The 19,598-nt window shown below is 70.2% G+C and carries 15 protein-coding genes; 1 reads left to right on the top strand and 14 read right to left on the bottom strand.

The genetic code is table 11. From position 1 onward, the window contains the following. Positions 1 to 51 precede the first annotated feature (51 nt). The 10 genes from ABZ532_RS11785 to rsmI form a co-directional block, all read right to left on the bottom strand. Positions 52 to 1,833, bottom strand: coding sequence for a PQQ-binding-like beta-propeller repeat protein (locus ABZ532_RS11785; protein WP_361281365.1), 1,782 nt, complete (start codon positions 1,831 to 1,833; stop codon positions 52 to 54). Further along, positions 1,830 to 3,719 (bottom strand): PQQ-binding-like beta-propeller repeat protein, encoded by a 1,890-nt coding sequence (locus tag ABZ532_RS11780; RefSeq protein ID WP_361281363.1) that lies wholly within the window; start codon positions 3,717 to 3,719, stop codon positions 1,830 to 1,832. The genes ABZ532_RS11785 and ABZ532_RS11780 overlap by 4 nt, the downstream gene beginning before the upstream one ends. Positions 3,720 to 3,963: 244 nt before the next feature. Beyond that, positions 3,964 to 5,772: an ABC-F family ATP-binding cassette domain-containing protein gene (locus tag ABZ532_RS11775; RefSeq protein WP_361281361.1), complete on the bottom strand. Its 1,809-nt coding sequence runs from the start codon at positions 5,770 to 5,772 to the stop codon at positions 3,964 to 3,966. Between the two features lie 91 nt (positions 5,773 to 5,863). Next, positions 5,864 to 7,186: an acyltransferase gene (locus ABZ532_RS11770; protein ID WP_361281359.1), complete on the bottom strand. Its 1,323-nt coding sequence runs from the start codon at positions 7,184 to 7,186 to the stop codon at positions 5,864 to 5,866. A 338-nt stretch (positions 7,187 to 7,524) separates the two neighbouring features. Beyond that, positions 7,525 to 8,424: a 4-(cytidine 5'-diphospho)-2-C-methyl-D-erythritol kinase gene (locus tag ABZ532_RS11765; RefSeq protein WP_361281356.1), complete on the bottom strand. Its 900-nt coding sequence runs from the start codon at positions 8,422 to 8,424 to the stop codon at positions 7,525 to 7,527. 2 nt (positions 8,425 to 8,426) lie between these two features. After that, complete coding sequence (rsmA, locus tag ABZ532_RS11760; RefSeq protein WP_361281354.1) at positions 8,427 to 9,293, bottom strand: 16S rRNA (adenine(1518)-N(6)/adenine(1519)-N(6))-dimethyltransferase RsmA; 867 nt, start codon at positions 9,291 to 9,293, stop codon at positions 8,427 to 8,429. After that, positions 9,290 to 10,615: a ubiquitin-like domain-containing protein gene (locus tag ABZ532_RS11755; RefSeq protein WP_361281352.1), complete on the bottom strand. Its 1,326-nt coding sequence runs from the start codon at positions 10,613 to 10,615 to the stop codon at positions 9,290 to 9,292. Before ABZ532_RS11755 ends, rsmA begins: the two co-directional genes overlap by 4 nt. 111 nt (positions 10,616 to 10,726) lie before the next feature. Continuing rightward, a complete protein-coding gene (locus ABZ532_RS11750) occupies positions 10,727 to 11,608 on the bottom strand; it encodes a TatD family hydrolase (RefSeq protein ID WP_361281350.1) in 882 nt (293 codons plus the stop codon). Positions 11,609 to 11,699: 91 nt separating this feature from the next. Beyond that, positions 11,700 to 12,173: a hypothetical protein gene (locus tag ABZ532_RS11745; RefSeq protein ID WP_361281348.1), complete on the bottom strand. Its 474-nt coding sequence runs from the start codon at positions 12,171 to 12,173 to the stop codon at positions 11,700 to 11,702. A 218-nt stretch (positions 12,174 to 12,391) separates the two neighbouring features. Next, on the bottom strand, positions 12,392 to 13,249 hold the full coding sequence (rsmI, locus tag ABZ532_RS11740) for a 16S rRNA (cytidine(1402)-2'-O)-methyltransferase (protein WP_361281346.1): 858 nt from the start codon (positions 13,247 to 13,249) through the stop codon (positions 12,392 to 12,394). A gap of 102 nt (positions 13,250 to 13,351) precedes the next feature. On the opposite strand from rsmI, the gene ABZ532_RS11735 reads away from it, so the two are divergent. Then, positions 13,352 to 15,082, top strand: coding sequence for a phospholipid carrier-dependent glycosyltransferase (locus ABZ532_RS11735; RefSeq protein WP_361281343.1), 1,731 nt, complete (start codon positions 13,352 to 13,354; stop codon positions 15,080 to 15,082). 172 nt (positions 15,083 to 15,254) lie between these two features. On the opposite strand, the gene ABZ532_RS11730 is transcribed toward ABZ532_RS11735, so the two are convergent. From ABZ532_RS11730 to ABZ532_RS11715, 4 genes are all read right to left on the bottom strand, one after another. Next, a complete protein-coding gene (locus ABZ532_RS11730; protein ID WP_361281341.1) occupies positions 15,255 to 16,073 on the bottom strand; it encodes a Crp/Fnr family transcriptional regulator in 819 nt (272 codons plus the stop codon). After that, entirely contained in the window at positions 16,070 to 16,297 is a 228-nt protein-coding gene (locus ABZ532_RS11725) for a hypothetical protein (protein ID WP_361281339.1), read from the bottom strand. The genes ABZ532_RS11730 and ABZ532_RS11725 overlap by 4 nt, the downstream gene beginning before the upstream one ends. A 1,018-nt stretch (positions 16,298 to 17,315) precedes the next feature. After that, a complete protein-coding gene (locus ABZ532_RS11720; RefSeq protein WP_361281337.1) occupies positions 17,316 to 17,633 on the bottom strand; it encodes a hypothetical protein in 318 nt (105 codons plus the stop codon). Between the two features lie 1,133 nt (positions 17,634 to 18,766). Beyond that, positions 18,767 to 19,597, bottom strand: a complete 831-nt coding sequence (locus ABZ532_RS11715) for a protein phosphatase 2C domain-containing protein (RefSeq protein WP_361281334.1) — start codon at positions 19,595 to 19,597, stop codon at positions 18,767 to 18,769. Position 19,598 lies beyond the last annotated feature (1 nt).

Genomic DNA, 19,598 nt, shown 5'->3' with positions numbered 1-19,598 from the left:
CCTCTGGGAAAGGGGAGTTGACCGAACTCGGGTGTTGTCATCCGTACGTGCTCACTCGCCGAAGGCCATCATCGTCTTCCTGGTCTTCTCCTCCGCGTCGTTCGCGCCCACGACCACGTCGTGCACCAGGAAGAAGCGGCCGTCCTCGTAGGTCCCGCCGGCCTCCGGGAAACTCTGCTGCGTCTTGGCGGTCGACGCGGGGAAGCGCAGGAGCTCGGCGAGCTTTGTCCCGCGGGACCCGACGAGGGCGAGCGAACCCCCTTCACCGTCCGTGGCACTGACCCTGACGATGAGCTTCTCCCCCTTGAGGTTCATACGCAGCGGCATGAGGACCTGCTTCCCGGGAGCAGGGATGCGACGGACCACCTTCCCGGTGCGGAGGTCGAAGGCGGCGATCGCGGCCTTGCCTCCCGTACCGGTCTGGGTGGCGGCGTAGAGGGTGTTGCCGTCCACGACGACCTGGCAGGTCTGCAGGTTGCCCTCGTCCGAGACCTTGTCGCTGCACCCGAACATGAAGTCGTCCTTGCTCTGGAGCGTCGAGCGCATCTTGCCCATCTCGTCCAGGGCGAAGACGGCGTGCTTCTGCTCCTTCAGGTTGGTCACCGAGACGACCAGCGGCCGGACGGAGTACACGTGGTCGACCCGGTAGCCGGTCTTGATCCGGTACTTCCAGAGCGATGCGCCGGTGTCCGGATCGATCCCGTGCACCTCCTCTTGCGGGTGGTCCTGGTCCTTCGCGGGGCAGGAGGCGGCGGCGACGAGCCTGCGGCCCTCCGCCGCGTACGCGTACGGCTGGCAGTTCTCACCCTTCCACTCGCCGAACAGCTCCTTGCCGTCGGTGAGCCGGTAGCCGACGGGGTGGTTGATGCGGCCGACCGCGACGGTGTTCCCGGAGATGGCGATCGAGTAGTCCTGGAAGAAGTCGAAGTTGCCCTTCTCGGCGATGTGCTGGCGCCAGCCCTCCTTGCCCGTCTTCAGGTCGATCATCCGCAGCGACCGGCACTCGTCCATCTTGTCGCCGGCCTTCTCCTGCACGGCGATGACGATCTTCCCGCCGGAGGAGGCGTGTTCGGGCGCCTTGCAGATGTCACTACCCAGGGGCAGGCTCCACCGCAGAGTGCCGTCCTTCACCGAATGGGCCGTGACGGTCCGGTACATGGCGGTGACGATGGTGTCCCCGACCACCCACGGGCCGAACACATCGGCGCCGCTCCCGGGCACGTCCACGTCGTTGTTGCGCAGCCACAGGACCTTGGCGTCGCCGGGCTTGCCGCCGGCGTTCATCCGGGCGGTCTCTGCCGTGTCCGGGTCGGACGAGCCGGGCCCGCTCTTCTTGGCCGGCTTGTCCTTGGCGGACGACGAACCGGACGTCCCGCCGGTGCTGGTCTTCCCGCCGCCACCGTCCCCCGACAGGGCCAGCCAGGTGCCGCCGCCGATCAGCAGCAGCGCGGCCAGACCCGCGGCGAGCAGCACGGCGGGCCGCCCGAACCGGCGGCGGCCGCCACCGGCTGTGGGGAACTGCCCCAGTCCTGCCGGCCCGTCGGCGGGGTGGGCCTGGGCCGGGTCGTACGGTCCGACGGGGCCTTGCGGGCCGTACGCTCCTGCGGGGTCCTGCGGGCCGTACGGTCCGCCGGGCCCCGGGGGCGCCTGCCCGGGCGCGGGGGCGCCGCCGCCACCGTGGGGGTTGAGGCTCGCGTAGGGACCCGCCTGGGCGGGGCCGTACGGTCCGGGTTGCTGCGGCGCCGTCTCGTCCGGCCCGGGGAACCGGCCCGGGAACGGGGACGACGACGGTTGTTCGGGGTGGTGATGCATTCGCTCTGTCACAGCCGTCACTTACCGAAGGCCATCATGGTCTTCGTCTTCATCTCTTGCTCGTCGTTGGAACCGCTCACCCGGCCGCTCGCGATGTAGAAACGCCCGTCCTGGTACGCGGTCAGCGGGGACCAGAAGGTGTTCTCGATCTGGGCCGTGGACGCGGGGTGCTGGAGGATCACCTTGGGCTTGCCGCCCGTGGGCGCGAGCGTCGCCACCGCGCCGCCGCTGTTGTACGTGGGCTTGACGTAGACCACGACCTCGGAGCCCTCCAGTCGCATCGGAATCATCTCGTGGCCGTCCGGAGCCGCGGCACGCCACTTCGGCTTGCCGGTGGCGAGGTCGAAGGCGACGACCTCGTTGGTGCGGGAGGCGCTGGAAGTGCCGGCAGAGGTGGCCATGTAGAAGGTGTTCGCGTCGGCCGCCGTGCCGCCGCAGCCCTCGAGTGCGTCACCGAAGACGCTGAACGAGTTGCCGCACCCCGCCTGGTAGCTCTTTCCGCCGCCGTCGATCTGTGAACGCAGGGTGCCGTTGGCGTTGAGGGCGATGAGCTGCGACTTGTCGGTCTCCCGCTCCCTCATCGACAGCACGAGCGGGGAGACCGAGTAGACCTTGGAGACCGTCCAGTTGAGCGGCAGCTTGTAGGTCCACCTGGCCTTGCCGGTGACCGGGTCGAGCTCCTGGAGCTGGTAGCGGGCCTTGCCGTCTCCGCTCGGGCAGCTCTCGGAGGCGATCAGCCTGGGTCCGCCTGCGAAGCCGCTCGGCTGGCAGTCACCCGCGACCTTGGCGAAGCCGGGCTTGCCGTCGCTGAGCCGGAAGGTGTCGAAGTAGCCGGTGCGGCCCGCGGCCACCGTGTCGCCGCTGACGGCCAGGGTGATCTTGCCGATGAGGTCGAAAGCGGCCTTCTTCTTGATGACCTGCTTCCAGCCCGCCTTGCCGGTGGTGAGGTCGACCTGCTGGACCTGGGTGCACTTGGAACGGTCGCTCGCCCCGTCCTTGTAGGCGACGACGAGCTTTCCGCCGTCCGTTGCCCGGGGGCTGGCGGCGCAGAGCTCGGCCGGGAAGGGAACGGTCCACTTCTTCTTGCCGTCGGCCGCCGAGTAGCCCACGAGCTGCTTGTAGAGACCCTTGACGACGGTGTCGCCGACGACCCAGGGGCCGTATGTCTCGGCGCCGTTGCGCGGCAGGTCGACATCGTTCGTGGCGAGCCACAGGACCTTCGCCTCGCCGGGCTTGCGGCCCGCGTTGAGGTCCTCCTCGTCGCCGTTGCCGTTGCCGTCGCCCTGGTCCACGGACGGCGAACCCGAAGGCTTGGGTCCGGTGCTCTGCTTGGCTTCGGGCTTGGTGTTGCTGTCGCCGTCATCACGGCTGAGCGCGAACCAGGTGCCGGTGCCGATGACGAGGAGCGCGGCCACGGCAGCGCCGATGACGACGGCGGGCTTGCCCTTGAAGCGGTTGCCACCGCCACTGCCGCCCGGGGGCGTGGGCGCGCCGGGGTGCTGCGGCTGCTGGGGGTAGCCGTAACCGGCGCCCTGCGGCTGGCCGTACGGGCCCGGCTGCGCACCGTACGGACCGGGCTGCGCGCCATAGGGGCCGGGCTGCTGCGGATAGCCGTAACCGGCGCCCTGCGGCTGGCCGTACGGGCCCGGCTGCGCACCGTACGGACCGGGCTGCGCGCCATACGGACCGGGTTGCTGCGGATAGCCGTAACCGGACGGGGAGGCCTCGGACGCACCCGCTGCACCCGCCGGCGGAGGCTGTACCGGGGCCTCGGGTATCAGGGGCGGCTGCGCGGGCGGCGGGGGGACCTGCGGCTGCGCGTGCCCCTGGCCCGGTGAGCCCGCGGGAGGGTCCTGGGGATCCCCGGAACCACCTTGCGGCAGTGGCTGGCTGGGCGGCTGAGACATATCAGCGCTTCCCCCTTCATGCGGTCCAGCGCCCGATCGGCCTCCCCCGCGATTCCGCACGGCAGTTGCCTGCGGAAAGGAGCGAATCGGACATGGATGGCGCAGCGTTGCGTCAGTCGAGCGGGCCTTCTTTGTATCACCCGGAGGGCGCGCAAAACGGGGCCGGTCCTCGCCTGTACCCAAGGGCGGACCGGCCCGTGATGCCCCTGTTACCGGCTCGGCACACCGGCTTCACGACCGCGGTTCAGGCCTCTTCGGCGAGCTCCAGCCAGCGCATTTCCAACTCTTCGCGCTCTGCCGCCAATTCACGCAGCTTCGCGTCGAGTTCGGCCACCTTTTCAAAGTTGGTGGCGTTTTCGGCGATTTGCGAGTGCAGCTTCGTCTCGTTCTCGGAGAGCTTGTCCAATTGCCGCTCGATCTTCTGGAGTTCCTTCTTGGCGGCGCGCAGTTCGGCCGCGGACCTCTCCGGGGCGGCGGACCGCTCGGCGGCCGGACCCGGGGGCGGGACGGCGGCCTCGATCATCTTCTGGCGCCGCTCCAGGTACTCGTCGATCCCGCGCGGCAGCATCCGCAGCGCGGCGTCACCGAGCAGCGCGTACACCTGGTCGGTGGTGCGCTCGACGAAGAAACGGTCGTGAGAGATCACGATCATCGATCCGGGCCAGCCGTCGAGGACGTCCTCGAGCTGGGTCAGGGTCTCGATGTCGAGGTCGTTGGTGGGCTCGTCGAGGAAGAGGACGTTGGGCTCGTCCATCAGCAGCCGCAGGAGCTGGAGCCTGCGCCGCTCTCCACCGGAGAGGTCGCCGACCGGAGTCCACTGCTTGTCCTTGGAGAAGCCGAACTGCTCGCAGAGCTGCCCCGCCGTCATCTCCCGCCCCTTGCCGAGGTCGACGCGGTCCCGCACCTGCTGCACGGCCTCCAGCACCCGCAGAGCCGGGTCGAGCTCGACGACCTCCTGAGAGAGGTAGGCCAGTTTCACGGTCTTGCCGCTGACGATCCGCCCGGCACTGGGCTGCCGCTCCCCCTCGCTGCGGGCGGCCTCGGCCATCGCCCGCAGCAGCGAGGTCTTCCCCGCGCCGTTGACCCCGACCAGCCCGATCCGGTCGCCCGGCCCGAGCTGCCAGGTCAGATGCTTCAGCAGCACCTTGGGGCCCGCCTGGACGGTCACGTTCTCCAGCTCGAACACGGTCCTGCCGAGCCGGGTGGTGGCGAACTTCATCAGCTCGGACCTGTCCCGCGGCGGCGGCACGTCCTTGATCAGCTCATTGGCCGCCTCCACCCGGAAGCGGGGCTTCGACGTCCGCGCCGGCGCTCCGCGACGCAGCCAGGCCAGCTCCTTGCGGACCAGGTTCTGCCGCTTGACCTCTTCGGTGGCGGCGATGCGCTCACGCTCGGCACGGGCGAAGACGTAGTCGGAGTAGCCGCCCTCGTACTCGTACACCGTGCCGCGCTGCACGTCCCACATGCGGGTGCAGACCTGGTCGAGGAACCACCGGTCGTGCGTGACGCACACAAGCGCCGAGCGCCGCGTCCGCAGGTGCTGGGCGAGCCAGGCGATGCCCTCCACGTCGAGGTGGTTGGTGGGCTCGTCCAGGACGATCAGGTCGGGCTCGGCGATCAGCAGCTTGGCCAGCGCGATCCGGCGCCGCTCCCCACCGGACAGCGGCGCGATCACGGTGTCGAGACCCTGCGGGAACCCCGGCAGGTCAAGCCCGCCGAACAGCCCCGTGAGCACGTCGCGGATCTTGGCGTTCCCGGCCCACTCGTGGTCGGCGAGATCACCGATGACCTCGTGCCTGATGGTGGCGCCGGGGTCCAGCGAGTCGTGCTGCGTCAGCACTCCGAGCCGCAGCCCACCGCTGTGGGTGACCCGCCCGGTGTCGGCCTCCTCCAGCTTGGCGAGCATCCGGATCAGGGTGGTCTTCCCGTCTCCGTTGCGCCCGACGACGCCGATACGGTCCCCCTCGGACACGCCGAGCGACACGCCGTCGAGCAGGGCACGGGTGCCGTACACCTTGCTGACTGCCTCGACATTGACCAGGTTGACGGCCATTTCTCTCCTGACAGGGGAATCGATCGACCTCCCAGCCTAGTCGTCGGGGGCACCCTCGGTTTCAGCCGCCCGTATCGCGGGGCTGGTGGGTTCAGGCCGGCGCACCCCGGAGTCGGCCGCCACGCTCCACCAGCAGCCACCCCACCAGCGTCATGGCGACCGCCACCGGAGCCGTCACCGGGAAGGCGATCAGCATCGCCGAGCGGCCCTCCAGGAGACCGGCGAAGCCGACCGTCGACAGGCCGAGGACGCCGAGCAGGCAGCAGGTGACGCCGAGCGCGGCCAGGGGGCCCGACCCCGGGGCGGCGGGTGCGGTGGAGGGGCGCTCGAAGGTGCGGAAGGCGGCCACCAGCGCTGCCGTGAGCACTGCCGCCGCGGCGATCCGCAGCGGGGTCTGGGCCAACCAGGCGGGCGAGGCCGGGTCGGGGAGCGTGGCGCCGGTGGCGAGCAGGACTCCGTAGACGCCGAGCATGGCGGTGAGGTGCCAGAGGAAGGCGGTCATGGCGATGCCGTTGGCGGCGACGACCGTGCGCCACACCCGGGGGCGGCCCACGAAACGGGCGCCGGGGCCGCGCAGCAGCTCCACCGCGCCCACCAGCCACAGGCCGTGGCACAGCAGGGCCAGGGTCGGCGGGGCCATGTTGGAGACCTTCTCGCCCGGCATGCCGACCATGGACAGCGGATACGGGCCGAGGGCGACGAGCGCGACCGCTCCGGCGAGTCCGGTCACGGCGAGGGCGGCGGGGAGGCGCAGGCGGCCGTCGGCGCGGAGGAAGCCGAGCTGGTGGACGGCGAGCCAGACGAAGGCGAAGTTCAGGAACTCCACATACGGGACCCCGAGGCCGAACCGCAGCGCGTCCACCGCGACCGCGCCCGCGGCGAGCGCGCCGAACGCGGCCCAGCCGTAGCGCTCGTGGAGCCTGAGCAGCGGCGGGGTGAAGGCGACCATGGCGAGGTAGATGCCGATGAACCACAGCGGCTGGGTCACCAGGCGCAGCGTGACTCCGGTGAGCCCGCTGCCGCCGCCGAGCAGCTGGATGATCAGCGCGGCGGCTCCCCACACCCCGATGAAGACCATCGTGGGCCGCAGCAGTCGCCGCAGCCGGGCACGCAGGAACGCCGCGTACACGGAACCCTCCGGCCCGTCCTGCCGGTTGCGGCGCAGCGAGCGGTAGGAGAGCGCGTGCGAGAAGCCGCCGACGAAGAAGAACACCGGCATGATCTGCAAGGCCCACGTCAGCAGCTGGAGCTGCGGCACGATGGCGAGCAGGTTGCCCACGCCGTCGGCGGTGACGGCGGCCATCAGCCAGTGGCCGAGCACGACCGTGCCGAGCGAGGCGACCCTCAGCAGGTCGACGTAGCGGTCCCGGGTGTCCGGGGTGGCTTCGGCGAGCTCACGAACGCTTGATCCCATGCCTGCACGGTCGCGTCACCGGGCCCCGCGGCATCAGCGCTCAGATACTCAACTTCCTTGTGAGTACGCGGAACCGAGTGCCGCGATCCCGGCGGACATCAGGCGACGTCCACCCCGTCGCGACGCCGGCACGCACCCTCGCCGCTCCTCGACGGGCAGACGTCGCCTGCCGCGACTAGGGCGTGTTGCGAAAGTCCCGCCTGGCACGCACACTCACTGCGTTGTCGGACTCATCCAAGTACGTCCAGTACGAGGACGACCCTCCGCCTTGCGATCGCACGCACCAGACGCCGCGAGCCCCGCCCTCCGGGCGGACGGCGCTACTTTCGCAACACGCCCTAGATCACCGTCGCGCCGCGCGCCGGCGACTCGGCCACGCGGGCCGTGCGGCAGCTCCCCGAGGCCAGCAGGGCCACCGCGATGTGCTCCGCCGTGTCCGCGTCCTTGGCGAGAAACGCCGTGGTGGGCCCGGACCCGGACACCAGCGCGGCCAGTGCCCCCGCATCCGTGCCCGCCGTCAGCGTGGCCGCGAGCGAGGGACGCAGCGAAAGCGCCGCGGGCTGGAGGTCGTTCACCAGCGCGCCCGCCAGCGCACCCGCGTCGCCCGTGCGCAGGGCGTCGAGGAGGTCGGGCGACGCCACCGGGGCGGGGACGTCCACGCCCTCGTTCAGGCGGTCGAACTCCCTGTAGACGGCGGGCGTCGACAGGCCGCCGTCGGCGACCGCGAACACCCAGTGGAGGTCCCCGCCGACCGGCAGGACGGTGAGCCGCTCACCGCGGCCGGTGCCGAGTGCCGCCCCGCCGACCAGGCTGAAGGGCACATCGCTGCCGAGCTCGGCGCAGATGCGGAGGAGTTCGGACTGCGGCGAACCGAGTCCCCACAGCGTGTCGCAGGCCAGCAGCGCACCCGCGCCGTCGGCGCTGCCGCCCGCCATACCGCCCGCGACGGGAATGTCCTTGGCGATGTGGATATGGACGTTCGGCTCGATGCCGTGCCGGGCTGCGAGCAGCTCCGCCGCGCGGGCGGCGAGGTTGCTGCGGTCCAGGGGCACTTGGCCGGCGTCCGGGCCCGAGCAGCTGATGGTCAGGGTGTCGGCCGGGGTGACCGTGACCTCGTCGTGGAGGCCGACGGCAAGGAAGACATTGGCCAGGTCGTGGTAGCCGTCGGGGCGCACCCCGCCCACCGACAGCTGGACGTTGACCTTGGCCGGTACCCGTACGGTGACGCCTGCGCTCACGCTCACTCGGCTCCCTTGTGCTCCGCGATACGGGCGAATTCTTCCACCGTCAGCGACTCGCCCCGTGCCTGCGGCGAGATCCCGGCCGCGACCAGCGCGGCCTCCGCGGCGGCCGGAGAGCCGGCCCATCCGGCGAGAGCTGCGCGCAGGGTCTTGCGGCGCTGGGCGAAGGCGGCGTCGACCACGGCGAAGACCTCGGCCCTCGTGGCGGTCGTCCTCAGCGGCTCGGTGCGCCGGACCAGGGACACGAGCCCCGAGTCGACGTTCGGCGCGGGCCAGAAGACGTTGCGGCCGATGGCCCCCGCCCGCTTGACCTCCGCGTACCAGTTGGCCTTCACGGACGGGACGCCGTACACCTTGTTGCCCGGTCCGGCGGCGAGCCGGTCGGCGACCTCCGACTGCACCATCACGAGGGTGCGCTCGATGGTCGGGAAGCGGTCCAGCATGTGCAGCAGCACGGGCACGGCCACGTTGTACGGGAGGTTCGCGACGAGCGCGGTCGGCGACGGGCCCGGCAGCTCCCGTATGTGCAGGGCGTCGGAGTGGACCAGCGCGAAACGGTCCTTCTTCTCCGGCATCCGCGCGGCGATCGTCGTGGGCAGCGCGGCGGCGAGCACATCGTCGATCTCGACGGCCGTCACCCGGTCCGCGGCCTCCAGCAGCGCGAGGGTGAGCGAGCCCAGCCCGGGGCCGACCTCCACCACCACGTCGTCGGGCCGCACCCCGGCGGTGCGGACGATCCTGCGGACGGTGTTGGCATCGATGACGAAGTTCTGGCCGCGCTGCTTGGTGGGGCGTACGCCAAGCGCTGCGGCCAGTTCTCGGATGTCGGCGGGGCCGAGGAGGGCATCGGGATCGGTGGTGCTCACCGGTACAGCCTACGGCCGCAGTGCGGCCACGGGTTCGACCCCCGCTGCGAGTAGAGCTTCTTCGCCCGGTACGTCTGCTCGGTGGCAGGGGCGTCCTGGGGCCGTCCCCGGCCGCCCATCGAGCGCCAGGTGCGGTTGTCGAACTGGTAGAGCCCGCCGTACGTCCCCGACGGATCGACCGCCCCCGGCCTGCCCCCGGACTCGCAGGCGGCCAGACCGTCCCAGTCGAGGCCCTCGGCGCCACTCACCCTGCCGCCGGACCCGGCACTGAAGCCGGCCCTGATCCGCTGGTCAGGGAGCCTTCCGGGCCTGGTGCCGACCCTGACCCGCTCGGCGCGCGGCTTCCGCACCAGTTCCTCCGCGATCTTCCGCGGCCGGCCCTCCCGGACCCCGTTGACGGTGCGCACGGCGAAGGTGGTCCGGCGCACACCGTGCCGTCCCCGCTGCTCGACGCGCTGGGTGCCGGAGGCCAGAGCGGGGTCCTCCACCCTGACGGTGGCGTACGGGACGCGCTCCTCGCGGGCCTCCTCGCCGGTGGCGATCCGCAGGACGGTGATCGTCTGGCCGTCGCGCGGGAAGCTGCCCGGCGGCACGGACGTGGCGTCCTCACCACCGAGGCGGACACCGGCCGCACCGACGGCCTCCCGGACGGTGGCCGCGTTGGTGTGGACCGTACGTTCCCGGCCGTCGGCCCGCACGGTGATCTCACGCTCGGTGCGTACGTCGAGGCTGAGGCCCTTGCGCGAGATCGGCCGCGAACGGGACACGGACAGGTACGCGCCGTCGGCCCGCACCCCGAGCTGGTCCAGGGCGTCCTCGACCGTGTGGGCCGTGGTCCACACCCGGCGGCGGTGGCCGTCGAGGCTGAGGGTGACGGGGCGGCCGTAGCGGACCACGATCTCGTCCCCGTCGGCCAGGGACGTGCCGGGAGCCGGGGCCACGATGTCGTGGTCGCCGAAGGCCACGCCCTCCTCACCGAGCAGCCCGGCCACGTCACCGGCGAAGGTGTGCAGGCTGCGCGGCACACCGTCGACAGTGAGCAGCACGGCCTTGTCGGCGGCGACGAAGGCGGAGGTGCCACCGGCGAGCAGGGCGATCACGAGGGCCTGCGGGAGAAGGCGGCGCAGATTCAGATTCAGGCTCAGATTCAGGTTCCGGCCCAGGTGGAGGCCCTGACCCTGCCGGAGACCTCTGCGGCCCGCCGCCGTGCGGCGCCGGGCGGCACAGTGCTCACCGGTGCGGGCGCCGCCCGTCCCCGTATCGGGTTCGGAGGCGGCGCGGGCGCCGGCCGCGGTGCGGTGACTACCCTGCGAAGTGCTCACGACGCCGGGACCCTAGCCGAGGACGGTCACTCTCCCAAGCAACCCGGCTACGTGGTGTCGCGGGCCGTATGCGACCGCGAGCGGCCTCCGAGAGCGGGTGCGGGCACCCGCTCAGTAGCCGAAAGCGCAGGCCGTGTTGGCTGCGATGGCCTCTGCCATGGCGTCCTCGTCGATCCCCCGGACCCCCGCCATGGCACGGAGCGTGACCGGAATCAGATACGGCGCGTTGGGCCGCCCGCGGTAGGGCGCGGGGGTCAGATAAGGGGCGTCGGTCTCCACCAGAACGAGCTCCAGCGGGGCGGCGGCAAGCGCGTCGCGAAGCGGCTGGGCGTTCTTGAACGTCACGTTGCCCGCGAATGACATGTAGTAGCCGGCTTCCGCGCAGATCCGGGCCATATCTGCGTCACCCGAATAGCAGTGGAACACGGTCCGTTCGGGGGCGCCTTCCTCGGCGAGAATGCGCAGAACATCATCGTGCGCGTCCCGGTCGTGAATGACGAGTGCTTTTCCGTGCCGTTTGGCGATCTCGATATGGGCGCGGAACGACGCTTCTTGTGCCGCGATGCCTTCGGGGCCGGTGCGGAAATAGTCGAGCCCCGTTTCTCCGACGGCCCGCACCTGGTGGAGCCCGGCGAGCCGGTCGATCTCGGCGAGCGCCTCGTCGAGCGCGGAGGCCCCACCCGCTTCACGGGCCCCCTGCCGGGACGGACTTCCCCCGGGATCGCCCAGCACGATGCGCGGGGCCTCGTTGGGGTGCAGGGCGACGGCGGCGTGCACGTTCTCGTACGTGGCCGCGGTCTCCGCCGCCCAGCGCGAGCCCTTGATGTCGCAGCCCACCTGCACGACGGTCGTCACACCGACCGACGCGGCCTTCGCGAGGCCCTCTTCGACGGTCCCGCTCTGCATGTCCAGATGGGTGTGCGAGTCGGCGACCGGCACCCGCAGGGGTGCCGGTGGCGGCGGAGGGGTGGTGCTGTCGTTCCGGGGGCTCATGACCGCGATCCTAGGCGTGCCACGGAGACGGCCCCGAACCGCCCGCCGCCTGTCATCAGTTGACTACTGCGGGCTACCACTCGCTGCGGGGCTACTTGTCGCGCTGGCCGTGGCGGGAGGAGCGGAACAGCGCGGCCAGCCGCCTGCGCTTGGCGGGCCTGGGCTCGCGGGCGGACCCCGCGGCGGCCTGGGCGGCAGCCGGTTGGGCGGTGACGGGTCGGGCGGCTTCCCGCGCCGCCTTCTTGGACGAGGTGTATGTCGCGGGCACGGGACCGGCGATACCGGGCGCGACGGGGTAGTGGTAGTGCTCGTTCAGGGGGTTCACCACCGAAGAGACCTGGCCCGCGCGCATGATGCGCACCGTGTGCCCCTCGCAGTTGAGGCAGGTGGGGCGGTTGAGCGGCGAGGGAACGCGCATGCCGTCCGCCTTGTAGATGACGAAGTCGTTTCCCGAGGCGTCGGTGTGGTGTTCTATCTCGTACGCCTGCTCCCAGCCGTAGCCGCAGCGCATACAGGCGAAGGCATAGGCTTCGCCCACGATCCGGATACCCGCGATGTCGCTCATGTGAGCTCCTCTCCACCGGACCAGTGGACGCCCTTTTCGACGGAAGCGCACCAGCGCCCGTCGATTGATGGAAGGAAGGAGGAGGAGATTTAGCCTTCCCATGCCAGAAAGGCCCACCACACGGTCTGCGCTTTGCCTTTCAGGTTAGTCTCTTTACCTTGCTGTCCCCGTGGCGCACCCTTGACGGTTTCTCTCGGTGTTCACTTGGACGCCCTCCGTCACCGCGGGCCACCGGCCGCGGTCTTCGCCGCGACGACGGCGTCGAACACCTCCCGCTTGGGCAGCCCCGCTTCCGCGGCCACGGCGGCGATCGCCTCCTTGCGGCGCTCCCCCGCCTCCTCACGCACCCGCACCCTGCGCACCAGTTCCTCCGCACTCAGTTCGGCGGGCCCGGTGTCCGGGGCACCGGCGACGACGACGGTGATCTCGCCGCGTACGCCCTCCGCCGCCCAGGCCGCGAGATCGGCGAGACCGCCCCGCTTGACCTCCTCGTACGTCTTCGTCAGCTCGCGGCAGACGGCGGCCCTGCGCTCGGCGCCGAACACCTCCGCCATGGCGGCGAGGGTGTCGTCCAGCCGGTGCGGGGCCTCGAAGTAGACGAGGGTGCGCCGCTCGCCGGCGACCTCACGCAGCCGGCCGAGCCGTTCACCGGCCTTGCGCGGCAGGAAGCCCTCGAAGCAGAAGCGGTCCACGGGCAGTCCGGACAGTGCGAGCGCCGTGAGCACCGCGGAGGGGCCCGGCACGGCGGTGACCCTGATGTCCTTCTCGACGGCCGCGGCGACCAGCCGGTAGCCGGGGTCGGACACCGAGGGCATGCCCGCGTCGGTCACCAGCAGCACCCGCGCCCCGCCCTCCAGGGCCTCGACCAGCTCGGGCGTACGGGCCGACTCGTTGCCCTCGAAGTACGACACGACCCGGCCGCGTGTCTGCACCCCGAGCGCCTGGGTCAGCCGGCGCAGCCGCCGGGTGTCCTCGGCGGCGATCACGTCGGCGGTCTCCAGCTCAGCCGCCAGCCGCGGCGGCGCGTCCGCCACATCGCCGATGGGCGTCCCCGCCAGTACGAGCGTTCCAGTCACCGATCCAGTCCCAGTCACGGGCCCATCCTCGCAGGACGGCACACCTCCTCCCGCGCCGTGTGCGCCACCCGCGCGCACAGCCGCGTTCCCTACGATGGCGCGGTGACCAGTACTGCCCCACGCGCCCTGCCGGGAAAGGAAGCCGTGGAACAACCAGCGCAGCCACACTCCTGGCAGCAGCGCCTACGCGGATTCGGCTATGTCCCGCGGCCCGTCATCGGACTGCGGGAGCGTCTTGTGCCGCCGTACACCCGGCCGTCGGGGCGGGTGTGGGCGCAGCTCGGTGTCCCGCCGACGGCCGCGCCGGCCGTCGGACGGCTGATGGCCTGGGCCGGTCCGCTGCTGGTGGCGCTGGTCGCCGGGGTGCTGCGGTTCTGGCACCTGGGCAGCCCGAAGGCGGTGATATTCGACGAGACCTACTACGCGAAGGACGCCTGGGCCCTGGTCAAGCAGGGGTACGAGGCGTCCTGGCCCAAGGACATCGACAAGTCGATCCTGGCGAACCCCGACGCGGTGCCCGTGCCGGTGGAGCCCGGCTACGTGGTGCACCCGCCTGTCGGCAAGTGGGTCATCGGCCTGGGTGAGCAGCTCTTCGGCTTCACGCCGTTCGGCTGGCGGTTCATGGTGGCACTGCTCGGCACGCTGTCGGTGCTGATGCTCTGCCGGATCGGGCGGCGGCTGCTGCGCTCGACGTTCCTGGGGTGCCTGGCGGGCGCGCTGCTCGCCGTGGACGGACTGCACTTCGTGATGAGCCGCACGGCGCTGCTCGACCTGGTGCTGATGTTCTTCGTCCTGGCCGCCTTCGGTTGCCTCCTCATCGACCGCGACCGGGCCCGGGCCCGGCTGGCCGCCGCGCTGCCGGTGGACGCGGAGGGAGTGCTGCGCCCCGACGCCCGCGTCGCCGACGGCCTCCGGCTCGGTTGGCGGCCCTGGCGGCTCACGGCCGGGCTGATGCTGGGCCTCGCCTGCGCCACCAAGTGGAACGGCCTCTACTTCCTGGCCGCCTTCGGCCTGCTGACGGTCCTGTGGGACGTGGGGGCCCGCCGCACGGCCGGCGGGGTGCGGCCGTACCGGACGGTGCTGCGTCGCGACGCACTCCCGGCCTTCCTGTCCACGATTCCGGTCGCGATCGTCACCTACGTGGCCTCCTGGACCGGCTGGATCGCCACGGACAAGGGCTACTTCCGCGACTGGGCGCGTACCGAGGGCGGCGACGGGGCCTGGTCCTGGCTGCCCGACTGGCTGCGGAGCCTGTGGCACTACGAGACCGTGGTGTACGACTTCCATGTCAGCCTGACGTCCGGTCACACATACCAGTCCAACCCCTGGAGCTGGATCGTCCTTGGCCGCCCGGTCTCGTACTTCTACGAGGACCCGTCCGCGGGCCGGTCCGGCTGCCCCGCGACCGCGGCGGACAAGTGCGCCCGCGAGGTCCTCGCCATGGGCACACCCCTGCTGTGGTGGGCGGCCTGCTTCGCGCTGGCGTACGTGCTGTGGCGCTGGCTCTTCCGCCGCGACTGGCGGGCGGGCGGGATCCTGTGCGGGGTGGTGGCGGGCTGGGTGCCGTGGTTCCTGTACCAGGAGCGCACGATCTTCCTGTTCTACGCGGTCGTCTTCGTGCCGTTCCTGTGCCTCGCGCTGGCGATGATGATCGGCGCGATCATCGGCCCGCCCGGCTCGGACGAACGGCGCAGGACGATCGGCGCGGTGGGGGCGGGGGTGCTGGTCCTGCTCATCGTCTGGAACTTCATCTACTTCTGGCCGATCTACACGGGGCAGGCGATCCCGATGGACGACTGGCGCAACAGGATGTGGCTGGACACCTGGGTCTAGCAGGTAAAACGACGGGCCCGGCACCTGATGGTGCCGGGCCCGTCGTGGTTGTTGCCGGTGGTCGCCGGCCGTCCTGGGCCGCCCCTCGACGGCCCGCAGACGGCCCGGCGATGGCCCCGGCGGGATCTCCTCCCTGCGCGGCCCGGCACGTCGTCGTTTATGCCTCAGAGATTCAGAAGCTGGCCAGGGCGCCGGCGAGGGACTCGGGCGGAAAGCTCATCCCGCTGGCGTCCAGGAGCCGACGGAGCGAGGGGAACTCGTAAGAGCGGTAGCCGGTGATCACGATCTCCTTCTTCCTGAGGGAGAGCAGAGCCGCCTCGATGGACCCGCTGCTGAGGCTGAGGGCTTCGGCGAGGTCGCTCTGGGCGGGGCCCTCGACCTTGAAGTCGCACTTGCTGCTCGGCACGGCGCAGTGCATGACGAGGTGGGCGAGGAGGCCGGCCAGCCGCTGCTCGGCCTTCGCGGTGTTGCGGTGATAGATCCGCTCGGTGGCCTCGACGCGGTCGGTGACGGATATGCCGATCGCCTTCATCAGGCTGGGGTAGCTCTCGGCCAGCATGCGCATGCGGTCCATCGGCACGGACATGGTCCAGGTGTCGTTCAGACAGGTCGCGGCCGGAGGCGCCATCTTCTCGTCGAAGACCTCCATGCACCCCAGGACCGCGCCGGCGCCCAGGATGCGCACCGTGGTGGCGGTGCTGCCGATCTTGGTCTTCTCCGCTACGCACCCGCGGAGCAGTATGTGGACGGCCATCCCGCCGACGGGGCCGCGCAGCTCGGTGCCCCGACGGTGCTCGCGGGAGCTCGACTGAGCCATCTCCTGGAAGTTGGCCCGCAGTTCGGCGGGGAGTTCGCGCAGGAAGGGGTTGCGCTCGAAGACGCTGCTGAGCCGGATGGGGCGCTTGTCGCGGTCGATGCGGCCAGTGGTCACGTCGATCGCGTAGAACTGCGAGCCGATCTGGAGCGGCTCGTTGCGCTTCCAGAACGTCATCGCTGCACCGCCGAGCTGTTGTTGGGGTTCGCGGGGGCCGTGGGGGCGGGCGGGTTCTGGTCCCGGAGGGCCTCGATGACCGGGGGGAGCACGACGATGAAGCCGATGATCGCGCTGATCACGACCGCGATACGCGCGGGAGTGAGGCGGAGCGTTCGGATGGCGAACGCGAAGGTGGCTGCGGTGATCGCGACGATCAGGACTGCAGCAACAAGGTATGACACGCTCTGTCCTTTTGCGTTGACGGAACCTGTGGATTTTTGACCGGTATGGCGCATTCAGTTGTTGTTCTGGCGAAGAGGTGCCGGAATGGTGAGTTCCGTTCTGCCCTACGTCTCTTGACTGCTATTCAGATCGGGTGGGCATCGACACTAGCCCACTCGCGGGACAGTCGCTTCACCCAGACGGCCGCATGGTCGGCGTGCGGCGCGTCGCAGGCGTCCGATGGGGGGAAACACCCCAGCGCTTGGGAGAAGAGGCCCTACTATTGAGTAACCCCCCAGTCCTGGGGACTCTTCAGGCGGCCCAGGCCGTTAGATTGATGCAGCTGACGTTGAGCCTTGACCGGTATGGCGCCAGTAGTCGGGCATGAGCTCCGGGGGGTGGTGCCCTCGGAGCCGCCCGACGCCTTACGAATTCACCCTCCCGGCGGTTACGCAAGATGATCGTCTTGTCACGAGAAGTGGCAATGCCCCTGTCAAGGTGCGGGCATCGCCACTCTCCTCGTTTTTGGGGACGATCGAAGAGGGCTGTTCGGATTCCGTACCTCGGTAAGGACCGAAAGTGCCTGCACCTCCTACCGGCGTCACGCTTTCCCTGCATTCGCCGGTCCCGCGAGAGATGGATCACACCCGCTGAATCCGTTGCGCTTTAACGTTTCTGACCAGCGGTCATGTAGTGCAGGCGTCGGTGCCGCGGTGCCAGCCAGACGCACCGAGGACCGCCTGACACGCCGCCGTACGCACGGTCGAGAACTCGTACATCCCCCACTCCGAGAACGAACCAGCCGAGCAGTACCTCGGGCGAACCGTCGACCTGGGACCGGCAAGACAGCGCACGAGCACGGGATTCGTACCGTGCACGGGGTCTCACCTGACAGGGCCTGAGATCACGCCTGGATGGGGTCTTCACGATTGCGCGCGGCTGCCTCGGCTGCGTACACATCACACTGCGCATGCCGCCCCGCGTCCTCAGTCCCGCGTTCGGCGCGGCGGTCGGCGCCGCCAGCACGGTCACATGGCTTCAGCTGTGAAAGCGCGGGAAAACCGGAGCGTCGAGGCACAGTTCGAAGAGCGGCGCGGTCTCGGTGATCGTCTGCTGGGTGGCGTGCCGGACTCGGAACTGAGGATCCTTGAGTAACCCGCCCGTGCCGGTCAGGCGCTGCGCGGCTTCCGGCCGCCGGTGACCTTCTTGTCCGCGGTCTTCTACGCGGCCTTGGTCGTCTTCTTCGGCAAGTGCACCCGTGACGGCTTTGAGGAGTGCTCCGGTTGCAGGGACCTTTCGCGGTTGACCTGCTGTGCTGCACCGCAACTCCGCTTCATCCGGGTTCTTGGCCCACATGCCCCAAAGGCAGCTCGATTCGGAGGTGCGAGCAGCCCCGTCTGGCTAGTCGATCACCCTTGGCGTTGCCCAAGCCAGTGAAGGTGGACGTACGCGGCCCCCGTGCCGACTGAAGGGATCACGGCCTACCACCCTGCGATGCTCTCGATCGACTTCGACGCTTCCGGCACCCGCCCGCCAGACAGGTGCTGGCGCAGCACTCCAGTCGGGTTGTTCCGGTCGCGGGATCCGAAACGCATCCTCGCCCATCCCATGATTGGCGCCCTCGCACGCACAGTCGCATGGGGTCCTCGGAGAGGCGGTAGCGCAATTCCCTGACCCGCAGACGGGTGGGCCACCCGGCACACCAGTAGCTCACCAGAGGTCCACTGGTGACAATTGAGTCTCGAAAGCCTGCCGCAAAGGCTCGGGCCGCCGCATGGTCGGCAACAGCGCATAGGTCCGTACTCAGGCCCATAGGTCGCGAATCACCTATCACCATTGAGTCATCAGACATATGGCACCACTTGGGCCCGGCGCCAGTGATCTCAAGGACACCCCCGCCTATGTCGTGCCACTCGCGCACCATGTCGATCAGCGTGCTTCCAAGCTCGCGCCCGTCGGCAAGCCGTTGATGGCGGACGGAAGCCTTGACGGTGATGCGCTGGATGTTCTCCGCTGTTCGCCTGACACTTGGCGGGACTGCGGTCTTCTTACTCCGGGACTCAGGCAACTGGCACCTCTCTGGCATCGCGCGCCGCGAGCCGTCTTTGGCCCGCCTGCCCGTGAGAACTGCCCATCGGGGCAGGACGGTACCCACAGAAGCCCTAGGCTTCCACGCCATGCTCCAGGTAGGCCGTGACCCCGCTATCGCGGGCGGTCACGGCAGCTCGAACGCGTCGCACCAGATAGGGAATGTCGGCTGTCCTAGTCACGCAGCGAACGTGGCCGACGCGAAGCTCGGCAATGCCCACCTTTCCCTGCACCACTCCGGACAAAGCCATGTCTACGTGAGCCCTCACCGGGACCCCAGGTCCCGGTGAGCACCAGTCACTGGCACCCCGGCTCGACCATCCGGCCGGCGGGCACGTCGCCACGATCAGCCGGGAGACATACCAGGGGAGCTGTGTGGGTGCGGCCGTAGAGGAGACCTTTCACGCGGCGGGCCGTCCACAGTCCCTGTGGACGTAGACGACCGTGGCATCGTCATGGTTCTTACTACGAGGCCAGCGACTCATCGCGACGTCAGTCAGTTCCGCTTCGCGCACCCGGCCGATCAAAATTTCCGGGCCCTGGCCTTGAAGGATGTCGAGGCAGGTCGACCAGTCGGCTAGGGCGAACGTGGTCACTAGCCGCGCGGCGCCGTCAGTCATGAGTACTGCCCGAGCCACGCCCCCTGCGGGGAAAGAGCCAGCCAGCGCTGCGTCGGCTGCCTGCGGATCTGAGGCCGCAACCCAGTATCCGCCCGGTTGGTTCCGAAGCTCCCTTTCAGCCCGCACCAGTCGGGTGTGGAGTTGCCGGCGCTCGCTGGAACCTCGAGGCGCGCTCTTCATGGCCGCCCGCTCGCTCGGGGCCACCGTCGCGAGACGGGTGTCCGAGATTGCTTCCACTGTTCCGCCGTGGTCCAGGACGAGAGTGCAGTCACCTAGGACGAGCCACTCCACGGCGTCGTCCCGGAAGCGGAGGAGAGCGAGGGTCGCCGACGGCGACAGCGGGTCGTCGACGGAGCACGTGTCTCGGTGCGCGTCCGCCGTGCTCGCGATGGCTTCCGCGAGGGCGTCCCTGAGCGTCCCGCCGCCGCTGGCCGCGGCACGCAGCGCAGTGCCCAGGGTCCTGGCGTACCAGGAGACCCCGTGGATGCACGGCGGTGTCAGTGAGTCGGGCATGCCCGCGCCGTCCACGACAATGGCCACCTGGTCGTCCCAGGTCGCGAAGTCCTCGTTGGTACGGCCCGGGCACGCCCTGCTGAACGCTGACACCTCCACG

The organism is Streptomyces sp. NPDC019396, from assembly GCF_040632375.1.
Classification (GTDB): Bacteria; Actinomycetota; Actinomycetes; order Streptomycetales; family Streptomycetaceae; genus Streptomyces.
The sequence above is the reverse complement of the archived record's forward strand: the minus strand, read 5'-3'. Positions and strand labels throughout refer to the sequence as shown.

What these genes read in the sequence shown, in the direction of transcription:
- ABZ532_RS11730 (WP_361281341.1), bottom strand. Translation starts at nt 16,073, where the DNA reads ATGACGTTCTGGAAGCGCAACGAGCCGCTCCAGATCGGCTCGCAGTTC.
- ABZ532_RS11770 (WP_361281359.1), bottom strand. Translation starts at nt 7,186, where the DNA reads ATGGGATCAAGCGTTCGTGAGCTCGCCGAAGCCACCCCGGACACCCGG.
- ABZ532_RS11720 (WP_361281337.1), bottom strand. Translation starts at nt 17,633, where the DNA reads ATGTGGGCCAAGAACCCGGATGAAGCGGAGTTGCGGTGCAGCACAGCA.
- ABZ532_RS11775 (WP_361281361.1), bottom strand. Translation starts at nt 5,772, where the DNA reads ATGGCCGTCAACCTGGTCAATGTCGAGGCAGTCAGCAAGGTGTACGGC.
- ABZ532_RS11745 (WP_361281348.1), bottom strand. Translation starts at nt 12,173, where the DNA reads ATGAGCGACATCGCGGGTATCCGGATCGTGGGCGAAGCCTATGCCTTC.
- ABZ532_RS11750 (WP_361281350.1), bottom strand. Translation starts at nt 11,608, where the DNA reads ATGAGCCCCCGGAACGACAGCACCACCCCTCCGCCGCCACCGGCACCC.
- ABZ532_RS11780 (WP_361281363.1), bottom strand. Translation starts at nt 3,719, where the DNA reads ATGTCTCAGCCGCCCAGCCAGCCACTGCCGCAAGGTGGTTCCGGGGAT.